The 17861-nt window shown below is 55.2% G+C and carries 11 protein-coding genes; 6 read left to right on the top strand and 5 right to left on the bottom strand.

Going from position 1 to position 17861, the window contains the following annotated elements; genetic code table 11:
• Positions 1–38 precede the first annotated feature (38 nt).
• Positions 39–1589 (bottom strand): esterase/lipase family protein, encoded by a 1551-nt coding sequence (locus tag Poly41_RS30940; RefSeq protein WP_146531242.1) that lies wholly within the window; start codon positions 1587–1589, stop codon positions 39–41.
• 356 nt (positions 1590–1945) lie between these two features.
• Here Poly41_RS30940 and Poly41_RS30935 point away from each other — a divergent pair, with 356 nt between their 5' ends.
• The 3 genes from Poly41_RS30935 to Poly41_RS30925 all read left to right on the top strand — a co-directional run bounded on the left by Poly41_RS30935 (position 1946) and on the right by Poly41_RS30925 (position 5357).
• Positions 1946–3316 (top strand): hypothetical protein, encoded by a 1371-nt coding sequence (locus tag Poly41_RS30935; protein ID WP_146531241.1) that lies wholly within the window; start codon positions 1946–1948, stop codon positions 3314–3316.
• Positions 3316–4206, top strand: coding sequence for a PhnD/SsuA/transferrin family substrate-binding protein (locus Poly41_RS30930; protein ID WP_146531240.1), 891 nt, complete (start codon positions 3316–3318; stop codon positions 4204–4206). The genes Poly41_RS30935 and Poly41_RS30930 overlap by 1 nt, the downstream gene beginning before the upstream one ends.
• A gap of 86 nt (positions 4207–4292) precedes the next feature.
• A complete protein-coding gene (locus Poly41_RS30925; protein WP_261344928.1) occupies positions 4293–5357 on the top strand; it encodes a PQQ-like beta-propeller repeat protein in 1065 nt (354 codons plus the stop codon).
• A gap of 17 nt (positions 5358–5374) precedes the next feature.
• On the opposite strand, the gene Poly41_RS30920 is transcribed toward Poly41_RS30925, so the two are convergent.
• The gene (locus Poly41_RS30920; RefSeq protein ID WP_146531238.1) at positions 5375–5584 is read right to left on the bottom strand and encodes a hypothetical protein; all 210 of its coding nucleotides are present in this window, start codon (positions 5582–5584) and stop codon (positions 5375–5377) included.
• Between the two features lie 125 nt (positions 5585–5709).
• Between Poly41_RS30920 and Poly41_RS30915 the strand changes: the two genes are divergently transcribed.
• A complete protein-coding gene (locus tag Poly41_RS30915; protein ID WP_231616093.1) occupies positions 5710–7125 on the top strand; it encodes a sulfatase-like hydrolase/transferase in 1416 nt (471 codons plus the stop codon).
• Between the two features lie 46 nt (positions 7126–7171).
• On the opposite strand, the gene Poly41_RS30910 is transcribed toward Poly41_RS30915, so the two are convergent.
• Positions 7172–8170 (bottom strand): calcium-binding protein, encoded by a 999-nt coding sequence (locus tag Poly41_RS30910; protein WP_146531237.1) that lies wholly within the window; start codon positions 8168–8170, stop codon positions 7172–7174.
• Positions 8171–8372: 202 nt separating this feature from the next.
• Positions 8373–11393 (bottom strand): glycoside hydrolase family 2 protein, encoded by a 3021-nt coding sequence (locus tag Poly41_RS30905; protein WP_146531236.1) that lies wholly within the window; start codon positions 11391–11393, stop codon positions 8373–8375.
• 409 nt (positions 11394–11802) lie between these two features.
• Between Poly41_RS30905 and Poly41_RS30900 the strand changes: the two genes are divergently transcribed.
• Positions 11803–13602 carry a sulfatase gene (locus Poly41_RS30900; protein WP_146531235.1) on the top strand — a complete coding sequence of 600 codons (1800 nt, stop codon included), beginning with the start codon at positions 11803–11805 and terminating at the stop codon, positions 13600–13602.
• A 93-nt stretch (positions 13603–13695) separates the two neighbouring features.
• On the opposite strand, the gene Poly41_RS30895 is transcribed toward Poly41_RS30900, so the two are convergent.
• Positions 13696–16347, bottom strand: a complete 2652-nt coding sequence (locus tag Poly41_RS30895) for an alpha-L-rhamnosidase-related protein (protein WP_146531234.1) — start codon at positions 16345–16347, stop codon at positions 13696–13698.
• A gap of 380 nt (positions 16348–16727) precedes the next feature.
• Between Poly41_RS30895 and Poly41_RS30890 the strand changes: the two genes are divergently transcribed.
• Positions 16728–17849, top strand: a complete 1122-nt coding sequence (locus tag Poly41_RS30890) for an alginate lyase family protein (protein ID WP_146531233.1) — start codon at positions 16728–16730, stop codon at positions 17847–17849.
• Positions 17850–17861 lie beyond the last annotated feature (12 nt).

Genomic DNA, 17861 nt, shown 5'->3' with positions numbered 1-17861 from the left:
CTAACTGCTTGATGATGCAGTTCCGCGAGTGAATCGCTTCAAGCTGCCCATGGTTGCTTCGCATCTTGGCTGGCATCCCGGAATCTTGGACGCATCCGATGTCGGACCTGCGACTCCTCTGCCCCCTGTAGCTGCTTGAAGGTGTTGAACCACTGGAGGATCTCCGCGGACGCAGATGATCGTCGCAGCGGACTCGCACCTCTCGAGCGACTGATATTCAGTCCCAGCAGATCGACGACTTCCGCATGGTCAAAGTAGGAGGTATGAACCAACTCGCGGCCCGACAGCGTTTGACCGAATCCCTCCAATCCCGCCGTCAACGACGACTGTGCCAAGAGAACTCGCAGTTTCGGTCCCAAATCGTTGGCGTGAGCATCGGCGCGATCTCGGATTTGCAGCCTCAATTCATCTGGCAGCGGCGGGGCCGACGGGGCCGGTGGCGACAAAACCGGATGTGGCGAGACAGCCACGACGTTCGCCGCGGGCCGGTCATTGCCTTGCGCTGCTTTGACGACAATCTGTCGGATCATCGAGTCGAGAGTGGGGCGAATCATATGATTGTAGATCGGCGCGAAGAGCCGATACAACGGGCGTGACGGCAGCGAGATCAAGTCCGAAAGAAAAATGCGTTCTCGTACAACAAGGTTGCCAACAAAGGAAACGGACAAGTCCATGGTGGCGCGTAGACCATTGATCGCTTCATCGTCTTCGGTCCAGATACCGAGCCAGCGCTGGCGATACTCATCAAAAGCTCGTTGCTCCAATCGTCTTTCCCACGCAATTCTCAGACCTTCCGTCACAGGTCGGAGGAAGAAACTGCCTAGCAACAGCATGATGTAACCGAACAGGACAATCGCGCCCAGAATCACCCAGCCTTCAACCGAAAAGAAGAGAAAGCTTGCCATCGATTGGTTTGATTCGGGATCGAAGTGCCCAAGCCGGATACCTTTTTCGGTCGGGGTGAAGGCAACCCCTAACAATTCCATGCCCTTCAGGATAGGAGCTCGAGCGATGGCAGTGACCATTCCAACCCCCTCATCCGCAGTGATGAAGAGTCCATCGTCCATTTGTCCTGTCGCTGCATGATAGGGCATGCTCGCTAGCGTCAGGAAAGTCTTTGCGGCCGGATAGAGCAGGAGAGCAGCCAAGATCATGTAGGCGACGCTGACTGGCCCCCAGGGCGACCTGGATCGATGGTGCATGAAGGGCGTCCCGACGGTTGACCAGCTCCGCAGATTGTGGAGCGATTTCTTCCGCGTCGTTGCCAACCGCAGCGCGTTCCAAATCACCGATCCACCATGACTGTGACCAATCAGATGGTAGGGGCGCCCCGCTTGCTCCATCGGCTCGACGAACTTCAGAAGTTGAGCGGCAGCTTTGCTACGAGCCCGCTCCGTGTTGTCACCCGACCAACGGAAGACACTCCCCTCTGACGCTAGAGAAATGTTTGGCGGCAGTCGCTTCGCTAAAGCGGTGTACGCACTACTGCCGACCTGCCACCAGCCTCGCCCACGATCATCCGCCGACGATGCAAATGTCCCATGAACCAAGATGACTTTCTCAGTTTCCTTTTCTGAAACGACATTCATGTTGAACTCTGCGTCATCATGCGTTCGGCAGCCCAATGTCCAAGTTTCACACGCTGAGACGGACCAAACGGCTGCAAGCCTTGTCCATAGTCATTTTGAACACAATCCATCAAGATCGGTCTGAAGGATTTCGCTCCTGTTTGCCCGATTTGCGGTTGCGAGGGATCAAGCGTTTGAACAGGTTGAATCAAGATGGATTCGACAACCACGGCGTCGAACGCGGGCACAAGGTCGTGCGTTCGCCATGTCGCCAAAGTCAGACCGCATTCGTTCGATTTTTTCTCATACGAGATTCGTTGAATGGGCTCTGGTTTGGTATAGTTGGGCGTTCACTTTTCACTCCCACGGAGGTTCCCATGCGACTCTTTCGTTCTGCGATTCGCTTCTCGGCGTTGTTGGCTTTGATAGCATTCATCCAGGCGGCCCCGACTTGGGCCGAGAGCATTGCGGGTCAAGCGACACACAAACAAGTCGGCGTGATCGCCATCGCTGACGAGGGTAACCCGCTACCGATAAACGCCTTCTGCTTAGATCAATCCGGCACGATTGTGGTCGCTTGTGGTCAAGGCCCCGGTGAAATCCGACTCGTGAATGATGACGGCGAAATCTTGAAAGCCTGGGAAATGGATGTCAAACCTGAAGCGGTCAACGTTGCCGAAGATGGCACGATCCTCGTCGGGGGTGAAGGCAAACTGTTCCGCTTTGATGCCGAAGGTAAGCAGCTGCAACAAGCCGACTCGCCACACGCCATGGCACTGCGAGCCAAGACCGATCAATTGCGTAAGGAAGCGATTGCACGCTTAACCCGCGGACGCCCTTCCTTGGCCTCTCAAGTCCAATTGTATGAAGGCATGGTTGAGCAGATCGAAGAGAAGAAGAAAACCAAGGAACTGAACGCGCAGGAAGAACGCCTGTTGGAACTGCTGCCTGACATGATCCGTGATTTCAAAGAAAAGATCGCTAGCCAGGAAGAGGAAGAGGGGAAAAAGGGCAATCAAAAAGACGAGGGACCAAGCGAGGAGGCGATTTCCAAGCAAATTGACATGATGCTTCGATCGAAAATGAAGATTTCTTCGGTGACGAGTTGCGGCGACCAAGTCTTCGTCGCCACCGGTGCCGCGACCGGCTACGGATACTGTATCTGGAAAACCGATGCTGACTTTGCCGGCGGCGAGCTCGTGGTCGAAGGCCTGCGTGGTTGTTGTGGGCAAATGGATGTCCAGGGGTGCAAGGAAGGTTTGTACGTCGCTGAGAATTCTCGTTTCCGCGTCGTTCATTTCGACGTAGAAGGGGCGGAAATAACCAGTTGGGGTGAACGTGACCGCGAAGGTCTCGATGGTTTCACGAGCTGCTGCAATCCGATGAATGTTTGCTTTAATGCCAACGGTGACGTTTTCACCGCCGAAGCAAGCACCGGGCGAATTAAACGCTTTACTTCCGATGGTGAATTCCTTTCCTATGTCGGTGACGTTGACCTGGTCCCTGGCTGCAAGAATGTCTCTATCGCGGTGTCCCCTGACAACGACAAGGTCTACATGCTCGATTTGACTCGCAACCATATCGTTAAGATGCAAGCACGACCCGAAGGCGAGATCGATTCGGAACCGACCGAGACGGACGAGGGAAGCGAAAAGCCTGCGGGCACAGCGGCGCAGCCGCAAAGGGAAAAATCGCTCAGCGGTGCCCTGCTCGATTCTCTATTGAGCGTTCTGGGAGGTGGGTCCTGATGCATCGACGTCTTGCCGTCTATTGCTATTGGCTTGCTTTGGCAGGTTCGAGCGTGGGGGCGTTCGGATCGCTAGCCGCTCAAGAAGCTCCGCTACAAACGTTGTCCCTGATTGTGATGGACCCGTTGGCCGCGCCGCTATCGTGCCCATGCGTCGAAGGCTATGCACAGCGGAAGTACGAAGTGCTGGCCGATCGATTGCAAGATGCAATGGGATGCCCCGTCCAATTGAGCTTCGGTGAATCCCTTCGGATGGCATTGAAAAAATCCGATGGCAAGGCGGATCTCATCATTGGCAAGGACTCGGTTGTGCGAGCCGACGCAGCGGCGAACGGCCGAACCGTCACGCCGATCGGAGCGCTTAGCGACAAACAGGGGTCGACCACCCAGCACGGATTGATTGTTGTCAACCATGCCGATCCGGCGCAGTCGGTGAACGATCTGCATGGCTATTCGATCGTGTTCGGGCCTGCCGAAGCCGACGAGAAGCATGCCGCAGTCTTTTCGCTTTTATCCAAAGTCGGTGTCTCGGTACCGGAGAACCCGACGATCAGTTCCGCCTGCAGCGATGGGGCTTGTCAAGTGATCGATTCGGGGCCGCAGTCTAAAAGTGCCGCCGTCATCTCGAGCTACGCCGCTCCGCTGCTGGAAGGATGCGGCACGGTCAAGAAAGGTGACTTGCGAGTCGTTGCCAAGACCGATCCGGTGCCCTTCATCGCCGCCTTCACCACCGATAGCGTTTCGCCCGATCAACGAGCGCTTCTTCAAAACGTCTTGTTTGATTTGGTCAACGATAGCGAAGCGATGGAAGCACTTGAATCGCTCGCCGGCTTCTTGCCGATGGCGGAGGAAGCGAGCGTCGAGGCGGCGAAGCGAAAAAAAAAAGAGTAGGTAACCCAGCTTGGAAGAATTGGCGTGGTCCGAGTCGCAACGGTCGCGTCGACTGGTTGCCAGAAACGCTCGCCCCGCATCCCAACGTGGTCTGGGAAAAGCGGTTGCCTCATCCCAGTTTGGGTGGCATCGCGGCGACACAGCAGGTTGTGATCTTTGGTGACCGCGACTTTGATGATTTCCAGGATATCTTTCATTGTCTTGATGCCGACACCGGCCAATCGCTTTGGGAAGTGAAGCGATTGGCCATTGGTTCGCTCGACTACGGCAACTCGACACGCAGCACGCCGCTGATTGTCGGCGAGCATGTGTACTGCCAAAGTGCCCTGGGGCTAGTGCTTTGCATTCGTATCGCAGACGGCACCGTTGTTTGGGAACGGAACTTGGCCGACGATTTTGCGCCGGCCGATGAGTTGCCGTGGGGATACTGTGCGTCGCCTCTATTGGCGGCAGACCATTTGATCGTAAGTCCTGGGGCACTGGACGCATCCGTTGTCGCGCTCGATCGACCAACCGGCGAAGTGATTTGGAAAACGCCTGGAGCGTTGTGCTCCTACGGTTCGCTCCTTGCAGCCGACATCGCCGGGCAAACCCAGATCATCGGACACGACGCTCTATCGCTCTGCGGCTGGGAAGCACAAAGTGGCCGTCGGCTCTGGTCCGTCACGCCTGAAACTCCTGGCGACTTCAATGTTCCCACGCCCATCCTCTACAAAAACAAGCTTCTCGTTGCAACCGAGGGAAACGGCATTCGGTTGTATGGTTTCGGTGCTGCGGGCAAGTTGGGTTCTCAATGGCAAGCGAGGAATCTGCGTCTGCGTACCGACATGAGTAGTCCGGTGATTGTTCAGGGGCAGCTGTACTGCGTCAAAGATTTCTTGTTCTGTCTTGATTTGGATGAAGGACTCAAGGAGAAATGGCGGTTGCGAGATTCATCTCTCTCCGACTACGCTGCCATCGTTGCTTCCGAGGACCGTTTGCTGGTCGTCGCGAACGGTGAACTGCTCCTGTTACCCGCCGACGGGACGAACCAGATTGTTTCACGGCAACGCGTGTTTGAAGAATCGATTCCCATCTACTCGCATCCCGCCTTGGTCGGCCGGCGGATCTTCTTGCGAGGTGAAACGAAGATGGTTTGTTTGGAGTTTTGACGGTTGGTTGTCACAACCTACGAAGCCGACGCTTGCTTCCTCGAATTGGGTTTGACGATCGAAGGCATCGCAGCACCTTTGGTGAGTTTTTTCGGATTGCAATAGAGTCGGTGCGGGTCCTGTGAATTGACCATGAAGTGGAAGGGCATCTTGGCAGCTTGGCATTCCTGAAAGAACACTTGGCTGCGCTGATAGTAGATGTCAGGCACATCGTCTCGTGCGGGCATGAACCCCATGGCACCCGAGCGTGTATACTGAGTCGTTCACTAGGGCCATCTATCGATTGCGGAACGTTTGGCAATGATGTTGGAAACGCAGAGGAAGAGAACTCAGAGATAGGGAGCATCGTAGCGTGATTAAAAAGCTGTGTGGAATTCTTGCTTGTACTTGGATGATCGCGGGACCGGCCTTCGCGGAACGTCGGCCCAACGTGATCCTGATCATGGCGGACGATGTGAGCTGGGAGTGTTTTGGCTGCTACGGTGCAAAGGACTACAGCACACCCAACATCGACGCGCTGGCTGCTCAGGGTGTTCAGTTCGCAAACTGCTATTCAACGCCGCTCTGCACGCCGTCACGGGTCAAGCTGATGACCGGCCAATACAGTTTCCGTAACTATACACATTTTGGCTATCTGAACCCAAAGGATAAGACCTTCGGCCAGATGATGCAGGCGGCGGGATACAAGACCGCCATCGCTGGAAAATGGCAGCTCAACGGCCTGTACCACCAAGCGGACGGATGCACCGACCCTTCGCGTCCGAACAAGGCAGGGTTTGATGAATACTGTTTGTGGCAGCTCACCAAGGCAAAAGGCGGCAACGAGGGTGGTGAACGATTCTGGAGCCCGCCATTGGAGCACAACGGTACGCTATTGACGAAACAAGATAACCACGAAAAGTATGGTCCGGATATCATGTCCGACTTTATCTGCGACTTCATCGAGCGAAACAAAGACAATCCGTTCTTTGTCTACTACCCCAGCGTGCTGGTCCACGATCCGTTCGTCCCCACACCCGATTCAATTGGCGATGCCCCCCGAACCCATCTGACCAACAAGGCTCCGAAAGGCAATGCCGAACAAAAGGCCAACTTTGTGGCCATGGTAAGCTATCTGGATAAGATTGTCGGCAAGATTGTCAAGAAGGTGAAAGACGTCGGTCAGCTCGAAAATACCATCATCTTGTTCACCGCCGATAACGGAACGAACAAACGCATTACCTCAAGCTGGAACGGCCAGCAGATTGCGGGTGGAAAAGGCACGACGAAAGACATGGGAACGCATGTCCCACTGGTCGCTTATTGGAAGGGACAGACACCGAGCGGCGCGACACTCGATGATTTGGTCGACTTTACCGACTTCTATGCGACCCTCGCTGAGGCCGCAGGGGTCAAACTCGGAGTGGAGGACCCGATCGATGGACGTAGTTTTCTGCCACAGCTTCAAGGACGAAAAGGCAATCCGCGTGATTGGGTGCTCTGCCACTATCAACCCTACTGGGGAAGCTTCAGCGGCAGACAATACTTAAGAGATGCATCCTTCAAACTCTATCGTGACGGCAGCTTCTATCATGTGCCGGAAGACTTACTGGAAGCGAAGGATCTGCCGCCGGGACAGAGCAGCGAGCGTGGTGAAACCGCTCGGCGAAAGCTCAGCGAAGTGATGAATACTGCTCCACCCGCTCCTCCGGAACAAGGTGGGAATAAAGCAACGGATCGTCCCATCTACCCGGATTGGAAGAATTTGACCAATCCGAATGATGCATAAAGCTGCTCGGGGCGTCCGCCAGGAAGAAAGGCTTGCAACGATCGCATCAGCGTCGCCGCTCCGACAGCAGCTCGATCGTATCGGCGCGTTCCACAAAGTCGGTCCAATCTTCGACCGAAACGCCTTGGCCATCAGGATCTTCGAGGCCGACTTCGACGATGGGCAGCAAGAATTGGTCTCGTCCCGCTCCGCCGAATAAAAAGTCGTGTGCACCGTCGCCGGTCGTTTGCCCTTCGTTGCCACCACTTAGCAGATCATCACCCTCTTCACCCACGAGCCAGTCCTGATCCAGTCCACCAAACAAACGGTCGTTTCCAACGCCACCTAGCAGGATATCCGCCCCTGACTCGCCGTGGAGCGTGTCATCGCCCTCTTCACCCAATAACCAATCGCCGTCCAAGCCGCCAAACAGGAAGTCGTCGCCGAAACCACCGTACAGCCAGTCTTGCCCCTCTTCGCCATACAAGATGTCCGTGTGGAGGCCACCACGCAGTTGGTCGTTACCGACTCCGCCCCAGAGCGTATCCGCACCGCTTTCACCAAGTAGCACATCATTTCCTGCACGGCCAAACAGCCAATCGTTACCGTCGCCGCCGAGAATCCGATCATGACCGGGACCTCCGGACAGGATGTCGTTTCCAGGTCCTCCTTCGATCAAATCGTCATGACTACCCGTCGAGATCATGTCATTGCCTTCACCGCCTCGAGCGACTGTGTAGGACGGTGCGTTGCTCACAAACGTGTCGTCTCCGCCTCGGCCATTGAAGAAGATGTCATCGAAATAGAGTTCTTCCCAGCGTTTGATTTCTGTGTTGCCGTCCATTTGGCGAATAATCAGCTTGCTGGATCCGATTGCTTCCACTTGCACTTGGTCAGGGCCGTCTGTGCCAACGATGAACAGGACGGCTCCCCAAGGGCCAACGTCGATCAAATCACCGGCGAACAAGTTGCGACGCTCCAGGACCTCAATTCGGGGTCGTCGGCGTTGGTTGCTGCTTTCATTTTTCTGTGGTTTGCATGTTCGGTTTGTACGAGCTCGTGTCATTGAATCGTCTCCTGGAAGTAGTGGCCGAACCTCGGACGGTCGATCGCCAGCGATGATTCGGCAAGAAAGAAATCTTCAACTTCCCTACCCAACGAGTACCGGACCGCAGAAGGGCCACCGCTTCTGGCTAAAAACGCGACCTGCGACACATCGCCACGCCCTTGCCAAGCCCAACGACGTGTAGCTCTCGCGAAGACAATTCTTATGGCTTGGTTGGCGATGGCGTCTGCGAAGGGGAACGCGGGCTCGTTGGAGTGCGATCCACGGGCTCGCCACCGGTCGTCCAATCGATCAAGTTAAACAGGATCTTGTCGGCCACGGGATCGGTTCCCAAGTTTTCGAGAAGACGAAGCGATGAGAGGACGTAACGCCCTCGACCCCGTGAAACGACTCCCATGTCCATGCCGTACCAAGCGGGTGAAGGTCCGAGGTAGTTCTGCGCATCACTGTTGCCTTGAAACCAGCCATGGCTGACCGAACCAACAATCAACTGGCCACCGGTTGCCCGCAACGTCTGCGGTGACCAAACATTCTCGTACACTTGGCCCATCATGCATTGAGTGGGTAGACCGGCGAAGACGGGATGGTCGGTTACGATGTGCGACACACCGACCCAGAGCCCCATGGCATGTTGAATATTCAAATCGATGGGGAGCACTTCTTTCGCCGGCGCCGATCCGCCCCAAAAAGAGTTTTGTGGGCCACGTTGCACCGTTTCTAAATAGACGGCCGTTCCGCCGTCCGAGACAAATTGATGGAGCTCGGCAAATCGCTTCTTTACTTTTTCGCTGCCCGCAAAAGCTCTGGACACGAACACGGGAAGCGACTTGGGCGTCTTGGCGTCAAACTCGATGAAGGAAATCCCTGATTCCTTGAGGAACGGGCGAAGTAAGTTGTTGTTATCGAATACTGCAACACCAACGTTGCGCGAGACGGGTTGCTTCGAAGCGAACACATCGATGGAAACGGAGTTTTGTGCGACCACCGCACCTTCGTCGTCCAATAGCTTCACAACAGCGGTGTACGAACCCGACATCGCTTCGGTATGCAACTGCATTTCAAAGATCGGGGCAATCCCGGCGACAAGCTCCACGTCTTGCTCCTCCTGAAACACAAGAGTCCCCTCTTCCGATATCACGTCCACCTTGAGCCGACCTGCGACTCCGGCCAGATCGTTGATGCCGGTCACAGAAATCGTTGCACCTTGCGAAGCATAGATATTTCTTGGTCGCACGCGGAGTGCGAGGTATTGTGGCTGATTCGCTTCTTTCGTCCCCCAAAATGAGCCTTTGGGATTTCGGAACAGATCAATCAAGCCAGCCCCAAGCACCCAATCGCCACCGGTCAGGGCATGAACGGCATAGCCACCGGTGCTGCTGTTGGATCGTATCGCCTCGAGCATCCGTTTGTTGCCTTGCGAGTGAATCACCTGCTGATCGAGGCAAAACTGCTGCAGATTGGGATAGATGGAATCCAAGCCGCTTTCCGATAACACGTCACGAAACGACTGGGCTAATTCCTTGTGGTAACGGTACGGGGGCACGAGCGGGTTACCATCCTTTGCGAACCGCTGATTGTTGTCGACCAAATCTGGCAAGCTGCCGTAGCCGATTTCCGAAACCACCGTCAAGCGTCCTGGCGTCGTTTTGCTGCTAAACCGACCAGCCGGTAACCCCATCGCCTCAATCTCTTCTGCGGTTTTCGAGAGCGTCAGAAACTTATCGTACGATACATCGTTCAGTGGTGCACCTGGATAGTTATGCACGTCGTTGAACACTTCTGGCTCAAACTGTTTCGGCAAATAGATATTCGCTCCTCCGGCGAAACCACCTGACTCGTCCAAAATTAGCCGCGTCGGATCCAAACGACGAGCTAACATCGATGTCGAGTGCTTCAAGCGTTCCAAATCTTGGCGCCCAATCTCATTAAAGATCTCCCACTGAACAATGCACGCTCGATTGCGATCGCGAAGCAGGGCGGATTGGACTTCATTCTCAATTCGATCTCGCAATTGCGGTGTGACCGTTGGCCAACGACGCATGCACTCAATCGGCAATCCTCCCACCACCATCACCCCCATCTCGTCGCAAAGGTCGAGCCACATTGGCGGCGGAGGCTTGCGCCAAGGGCGAATCATATTGAAGCCACACTCCTTGGCAAGTTGGATCTCTCGCCGTGCCATTTCCGGGCTGTCCGGCAGTGCGAGCTTGGTCGGGTACAAACCCTCGAAGAACGCCGCCTTGATATAGATCGGCTTGCCGTTCAGTTCAAACTTATTGTTTCGGATGGTCAGCTCACGCATGCCGAACCGTGCCTCCTCGACGTCAACCACCCCATCGCATGCTGCAATGCGAATCGTTGCAACGTACAGATGGGGATCGTCGGGTGACCAGTATCGGGTGTTAGGAATCGAAATCGTCCAACTTTTCTCATTCTTGCCTGGCACAAGCTTGAGTGTGGTCGTCTGCTCGGCGATGACTTTCTGGAGCTGCTCCTCTGAGCGGATGGACACCGTGATTTGGGTCTCGCGACCAACCTGCTCCGCATTCTCAATCGTGGCATGGACCGTGACCGTATCGTCTGCCAGCCGTGGTTCGAGGAACAGGTCGTCTACAAAAGCGGTTCCCGTCGCGACCAAACGGACGGACTGCCAGATGCCTCCTGCAATCGCCCCTCGCCAATGCGGCATGTCGCTCCAGCCGATTCCGTCAATCACTTTGTTTTGTGCAACGATTGGTCCGATCACTCGCAACGAGACAAAATTCTGTTCGTCATACTTCAATAGATCATCGATGCGGAATTCGCAGGGACCATATCCGCCTTCATGCCGACCGACGACGTGATCATTCACGTAGACTTCGGCGATGTAGTTCACCGCATCGAACTGCACGCGTACGGTCTTGCCTTCCCAGGCTTTGGGCACGGTGAAATGTCGAGCGTAAAAGCCGACCCCCTCGTAGTCCTTTTCGATCTCTTCCCAGCAACTCGGCACAACGATCTCGCGTCGATCTTCCTGAGCCATGAACACCGCCTGCTGATGCCACTGCTGCCGACGCCCTTGGTTATCGGGATCAAAAAGGATCTCCCATGCACCGTCAAGCGAGACCGACTCGTGTGGCGACGATTGGGGCTGAGGCGATGAATCTTGGGCGAGAGCTGGAAATGCGTGCCAGCCAAGGACGACCAACAAGATTTCCGACAAGGCAATTAGGTGACGTTGCATGGGGTTCTTTCTCTGGGTGGTTCGTTTTGCGATTGAGTTGTCTTTGGCTCGCCTCGGAACGGCGGTGCCTGACCGTCGCAAAGAGTGTTGACGTCACCACGTCCAGTGCTTGACGATTCAGGGCGCTAAGACGGGGACTTGTCCGACGACGCCGAATCCTTGGCAAGTTTATTGGAACAATCGTTAGGACTATGATATCTTGTATTGTCCACGGGCGTGTTGCGTGGATGGTGGCGTAGGCATCGCCAGCCGGGCATTTTTCCTATCCGCGTTCATCAACGCAAATCTTACTTTGCATCATTCGAGAAATAACTGTCGGACTTCCAATGGTGAGCGGTATTGGGCTTGCGCCATTCAGCTCACTTATTTCCCGCACGTTGCTCACCGGTTGTAAAAAGGAAGACAGTCAATGAAATTGCGAGCACTCTACCATTCTGGACTCTGCTTGTTGGCAATCACGCTATCCACGTCATGCTGTCAGGTCTTCGCCTCGGAGCGTCCGAACGTCATTTTGATCATCTGCGACGACCTGAACGGCTATGTTGAGGGGTTCGGCGGTCATCCTCAAGCCAAAACACCGAACATGTGTCGTTTGGCTCGCAGCGGGGTCTCATTCACTCAGGCTCACTGCAACATTCCCATTTGCGGACCGTCGCGAGCGAGCCTATTCACCGGGATCTATCCGCACAACTCAGGCTGCTTTGGGTTCGAGAAGTGGGACGGCTATGAAGTTTTGAAGAACTCGCGAACGATCATGGATCACTTTCGCGAGAACGACTACCAGACGCTCGGAACAGGGAAGCTGATGCACCACAGGGTCCGGCAGGAGTGGGAGCAATACGGCAATCAGGCGGACTATGGGCCGTTTGCCTTCGACGGGGACCAAAAGATTGCTCACCCTGATGTGCCCGCGCCTTATCGCGAAATCGGTGCGGTGGATGGATCGTTTGGCCCTTTCGTTAATCTGAACGGCAGAACCACACGCGATGGCAAGCCGATCTCCTGGATCAACGGCGGCTGGGGACAGAATGCAAAGCCCTTGCAGGTTGAGTCGCAGCGGGACCGCGATCGGACGCCCGACGAACTCAACGGGCAGTGGGCCGTTGATCAATTGGCACTTCGAGCCAATCAGCCGGTGCGGCAACCTTTCTTCATGGGCATCGGATTCATCCGTCCGCATACCCCATTGATTGTTCCCCAACGCTTCTTCGACATGTTTCCTCTCGATAAAATTGAACTGCCGGTGATCCGACCGGGCGATGTAGAAGACACGTTTGCACGATCCATTCGTGGACTCCCCGGAGGGGAGGAGCCGGATGCATCGCGATCCGAAGACATGGGATCGCGTTTGTTTGACAGCTTGGTCGAATCCTACGACTCACAGGACGACGCACTGCGTCATTTCATTCAGGCCTATCTTGCGAGTGTTGCGTCGGTGGACGAACAGGTGGGACGAATTCTGGACGCCGTTGATCATTCGGCATTGAAAGACAACACGATCATTATTCTGACCAGCGATCACGGCTGGGGCATGGGGGAGAAGAACTATCTGTACAAGAACTCGTTGTGGCAGGAAAGCACTCGAGTGCCGCTGATCGTTCGGGCGCCGGGAGTTGGAATCGCCGAAGGTGTCGTGGCGCGGCCGGTGGCCTTGATCGACATTTACCCGACGCTGATCGATCTGTGCGGGCTGCCCCACGAGACCCAGAAGAACGAAAAAGGTCATCCGCTCGACGGCCATAGCATGAAACCGCTGCTTGAGAATCCAGAGAGCGGCAACTGGTCCGGTCCAAATTCGGCTTTGACGGCGCTCTACAAATGGCGCAAGAGTTACGATCCGTTGCAGGAAAGCTATTCGCTACGCGACAAAGACTGGCGGTACATTCGGTATGAAAATGGCAAGGAAGAGCTTTACTTCACGCAAGACGACCCCTACGAGTGGACGAACCTAGCGGATGATCCGGCGCACACCATCGTGCGGAATTCATTCCGTGAACAGCTTGCCAAACGACTCCCGCCCGCCGGCGTTCTTCCACCGCAACCAAACTGGATGCCAAAGGAAGCGGTGTCAACGAAAACGAGTGACGAAGCCTGGAAAGACAAGTTTTTCGCCAGTCACCCAACAGCCGACATCGACGATGACGGAAAGCTGTCGTGGCCTGAGTTCAAGACGTACAAAGCGATACTCGATGCGGCTAAACAGAAGTGACCTTTCCACGCCACCCAAACAAGCTGGACAAAAAAGGCGCCGGGCGTGCATTGCGGATGGAAGGGTCTCTATGCGCTGAATGGAGCGCCGCACTCACCGTCTGTCAATTCGCACCGTGTGATCTCCTGGCGACACATTGAGGAAACCATCCTCGATCTGGTCGAGAGTGGCAGGTAGGTTGTTGATCGTGATCCTGTCGCGTGCTGGTAACCCTAGACTACTCAGGTCGACTCTGAGATGAGTTGCAGGTGGCACTTGAACGGTGATTTGATACTCCACTGGACGAATCTCCCACGCCACTTCGAGAAGACCTGACGGAGTCGGAATCGCTCCATGGCGTCGATGTAGGCGACTCGAAGGGTGATAGTGCAAAACGACTTCTCGAAAACCGGGTTGCGTTGGCTCGATGCCGAGAATGTAACGAGCGAAAAGCCCAGGGAAAAATGCGCTTTCGGTCTGCGCGTCGCTGCGTCCATCTACGATCGGTCGAAAATTCCCGTTACGGCCCGTGCCGTCAAGCCACCATTCCTCCCATAAAGTTCCGTTTGTCGGAGTTCCGTCTTTCAGGGGCTCCAACATGTGTGCGAATCGAGTCCAGAGCAATTCCAATGACGGATCGAGGTAGCCCGCTTCACAGAGGCCAGCGTGAAAGAAATGGGACATCGCCGGCGTGACCATCACGACCCCCGATTCACGATGGATAAAGTCGTGGTTCTCTTGTTGACTCAATTGTGCGGCGACCGTTTTCATTTGACCCGGTGTCGCAATGCTCAGCGCCAACGCCATGGCGTTAGCGTGCTCGCTGAACTGCTTTGAAAGCTCTCCATCGATGAGCGCGTCGGCGAAGAGTTGCTTCTTTGGATCCCACAACTTTTCACGCAGTGCAACACGTATTCGCTCGGCTCGTTGCCGGTAGACATCGACGTCGGACTCTTGCAACCACTGCAAAACCTGCGAAAAATCCTCGATCGCTCCCAAGTAGTGACCGTTCAAGCAAAAATTGGCACCTCGACGATCGATCAACGCATGATCCAGCCAATAGGGATAGGGAGCACGATCGATCAAGCCGTCGGCGTTGGTGTAGCGGTGCAACCGATCGAGTAGATTGCGAGCCGCAGGCAGAAGATGGCGAATCGTCGCGTCGTCACCCGAGCAGAGCAGGTACCGATAAAGGCCTCGTATCCAAAAACAATTGGAATCCAGGATCACCATGAAGTCATCGCCATGGCGCGGGGCATAGGCAGGCATGATCCCATCCGCCAACTGCTCGTCAGCGATCTGCGTCAAGTATCGGCGTTGAAGTGCCGTATCACCAAAGACCGCGTCGTTTCCAAAACTCGCATAGTAACTGGTTTGCGCATATTGGCGCCGCTCACGATAGTTGTCCGTGTAGGCGTCCGTCGTGCAGACCCTGATGGTCTTGGCTGCGGCGTTCCAAAGTGCTTCCAGTTCCGGTGCATCAGGCGTTTGAAGGAACCCCTTCTGCTCAAAGGGATATTCACTCTGCATCGCGCCCGCGCTGAACAGTTGAGCTTCGCTAGGAAGGTGACGGAAAACCACGGCCATCCAACGCATCGGTTTCATGTAGAAAGCTTCCCACCGCTCGCGTTCGCCGGACAGAACAATCCGGTCGACATAGGTCGAGGCGACGATGGGCGACGGAAGCTGTCCGTTGAGTAGGTACGGAGCCACAATGATGTCGACCACCGTGCCCGTTGGTCCCTTGATGTCCAGAAATGGCCGGCCGTTTTGCACTTCTCCAAAGTCGTAGATGAGCGTTCGAAACTCACCCGGAGCGTTGGCAGGGATGACGATTGGCTCGCCAGCAGAAACCAATGTCTTCGCCGGAGCCCCGCCGTAAGGCCGAGGCACCAGAAGGTTTTGGACGACGGGGGCGTCGACCCACCCTTCCCCCCTGGTCGCATGAAGGTCAACCTCGCCGGGAATGCTGCCAACCGAGACAAGACGTTTCGCCTTGGAGATCCTTTCTCTTAAAAACGGAATGTCACGAGCGACGAGTGATGTCCAGGGCGGAATTTGATGCGTGGGACGCTCATTGGGCTGAGGCAAGGGCCATCCCGTTTCTCGCTTCAAAACTCGTGCTTTCGACCACTGGCGGTCATCGAAATTGAGCTCTTTCCAACCATCAATCCTGCGACGCAGATCAATCCGGTCACAAACTTCGAGATGGAACCGGGCCATCGTCGGCGATGCACGGAGCCAACTTTCATCCACCGAAACGCGCCAACTGTTGTCTGTCTGTACGGTGGTTGCCTGCCCTGCACTCACAAGGTCGAGTTGGGCTAACAACCCTGCACGAGAGGAGTCGTAGTACGAGACATGGTCACGCTGATGATGCGCTCGAATGGCGAGGACGTTTTTTCCTCTCCGCAAACGACCGGTAACATCCAGCACATCGAACGACTGATGATGAGGGGCACATCGGGCTGGGCCACTGCAAACATAGTCCCCGTTAAGGAACAGTTGGTACCGTGAGTCTGCGGTGATCGACAGGGATGCTTGCTGAGGAATCTCGGAAAGCGTAAAGTCCTTGCGAGCCAGAAGCATGTCGGCATCTTCACCGTCTGGCGTCCAGATCCACTGCGCCCGCCAACTCGGTAACGGCAACTCGGCGTGCGAGCAATGTGTATCGAGCGAAAAAAAAGCAAGCAAGGCGATGACGGTCATCGGCAAGACGCAAACCGCCGGCGGCATCAAACAATACCGCTTCTGCTTCATTGTCATGGTGTCCGCCCTCAACGGCCTTCGTGCTGGGGTTCAATCCCGTACTTCCGCCTCTGTGTCGACTTCGCTAGGTCCAAGGCTTGGCGATCAAAAGTGCTAACAAGAGAAATTATCAGCCCACACTCAGCTTACAAAAAGTCTTTGTCGATTTTATCTCAACCGAGTTAGGATAGGATATCATGTGCAATCTGTGAAGCTGTCACGCGGATCGTGCGGCCGGTTTTGCAAGAGGGCAATTCTCTTGAAGACGATATCACGTATCCCCTATCTGCTTCGCCGAGGAGTTCATTTGAGGCGTTCTGTTCCTCTATCAAACGGAATCGATGGACGCTAAACTCCAAACCCTCTTTCTCTCCCCTATCCGCCGCCAAAGAAGCTGAATGCTCCGACTACTTTCTGCGTTATGTTTCGCCCAGGCATTGATCGGAAGCCAAGCTTCTGCGATGAACTTTGTTCATCCCGGCTCGCTTCATTCGCAGGCGGAACTTGATTTTGTGAAAGCCAGGATCAATGAACGGGCTCAGCCATGGACGGCAGAGTTTGAACGGCTTCGCGACTCGGGTTTCGCGACGCGCCAACCGCAAGGTCGAACGAGAATCAACTCGCAAAGCGAAGATGCGTCGGCGTCGCGTGATGATTCGATCGCCGCGATCACTCAAGCGTTGCTATGGTACTTTACGGATGAGCGGCATTACGGCAACGGAGCTGTCGCGATTTTGAATTCCTGGGCAGACCTGAAAGCTTTCACGGCAGGAAGCGATCAGGATAAGTTGCAAGCGGGTTGGGTTGGCGCGAACATGGCTGCTGCCGCCGAGATCCTGCGAGGATTCTCGGGTTGGAAACCGGCCGACAATGCGAAATTGCAGGCGATGTTCAAACGAGCGTTCTACCCCCAACTCATGGTGGCAAGTTCTTGGAATGGCAATGTTGATCTGACGCAGATCGAAGCGTTGCTCTCGATCGCGGTGTTCGTGGAAGACGAAGCTGCATTTGAACTGGGTATCGAGCGTTTGAGGAAGAGACGGGTGGCCTATTTTTATCTGGTTTCGGATGGCGAAAGCCCCGCGTCAATCGAGGGCGACGGAGGAGAGATTGAAGCGTTTTGGTCACATCCGAAAAAGTGGATCGATGGGATCACGCAGGAAACATGCCGAGACAATGGCCATCACGCCCAATTCGGACTTGCCTCGGCATTGCACGCGGCCGAGATTGCTTGGCACCAGGGCGTCGACGTGTACGCTGAGAACCCTCTGCGATACACCGCCGCGATGGAATTGATGGCGAAGCAGTTTTTATCGGGATCGATGCAGGGAGTTTGCGATAACGATTCTCCCAGCAACAGTCGATTTGATTCGTGGCAAATTGGGTACAACCACTATCACCATCGCCTTGGCATGGATTTGCCCTGGACCAAAGAACTGATCGCCAAGCAGATACTTCCCGGCGCGCCGCGTGCGGTGAACAATCTTGCCTATGAAACGCTGACGCACACTAGACGCTGATTTACTGAAGGT

Source organism: Novipirellula artificiosorum, from assembly GCF_007860135.1.
Lineage (GTDB): Bacteria > Planctomycetota > Planctomycetia > Pirellulales > Pirellulaceae > Novipirellula_A > Novipirellula_A artificiosorum.
The sequence above is the reverse complement of the archived record's forward strand: the minus strand, read 5'-3'. Positions and strand labels throughout refer to the sequence as shown.

What these genes read in the sequence shown, in the direction of transcription:
- Poly41_RS30940 (WP_146531242.1), bottom strand. Translation starts at nt 1,589, where the DNA reads ATGAATGTCGTTTCAGAAAAGGAAACTGAGAAAGTCATCTTGGTTCAT.
- Poly41_RS30930 (WP_146531240.1), top strand. Translation starts at nt 3,316, where the DNA reads ATGCATCGACGTCTTGCCGTCTATTGCTATTGGCTTGCTTTGGCAGGT.
- Poly41_RS30920 (WP_146531238.1), bottom strand. Translation starts at nt 5,584, where the DNA reads ATGCCCGCACGAGACGATGTGCCTGACATCTACTATCAGCGCAGCCAA.
- Poly41_RS30900 (WP_146531235.1), top strand. Translation starts at nt 11,803, where the DNA reads ATGAAATTGCGAGCACTCTACCATTCTGGACTCTGCTTGTTGGCAATC.
- Poly41_RS30910 (WP_146531237.1), bottom strand. Translation starts at nt 8,170, where the DNA reads ATGACACGAGCTCGTACAAACCGAACATGCAAACCACAGAAAAATGAA.
- Poly41_RS30890 (WP_146531233.1), top strand. Translation starts at nt 16,728, where the DNA reads ATGCTCCGACTACTTTCTGCGTTATGTTTCGCCCAGGCATTGATCGGA.
- Poly41_RS30935 (WP_146531241.1), top strand. Translation starts at nt 1,946, where the DNA reads ATGCGACTCTTTCGTTCTGCGATTCGCTTCTCGGCGTTGTTGGCTTTG.
- Poly41_RS30895 (WP_146531234.1), bottom strand. Translation starts at nt 16,347, where the DNA reads ATGACAATGAAGCAGAAGCGGTATTGTTTGATGCCGCCGGCGGTTTGC.
- Poly41_RS30905 (WP_146531236.1), bottom strand. Translation starts at nt 11,393, where the DNA reads ATGCAACGTCACCTAATTGCCTTGTCGGAAATCTTGTTGGTCGTCCTT.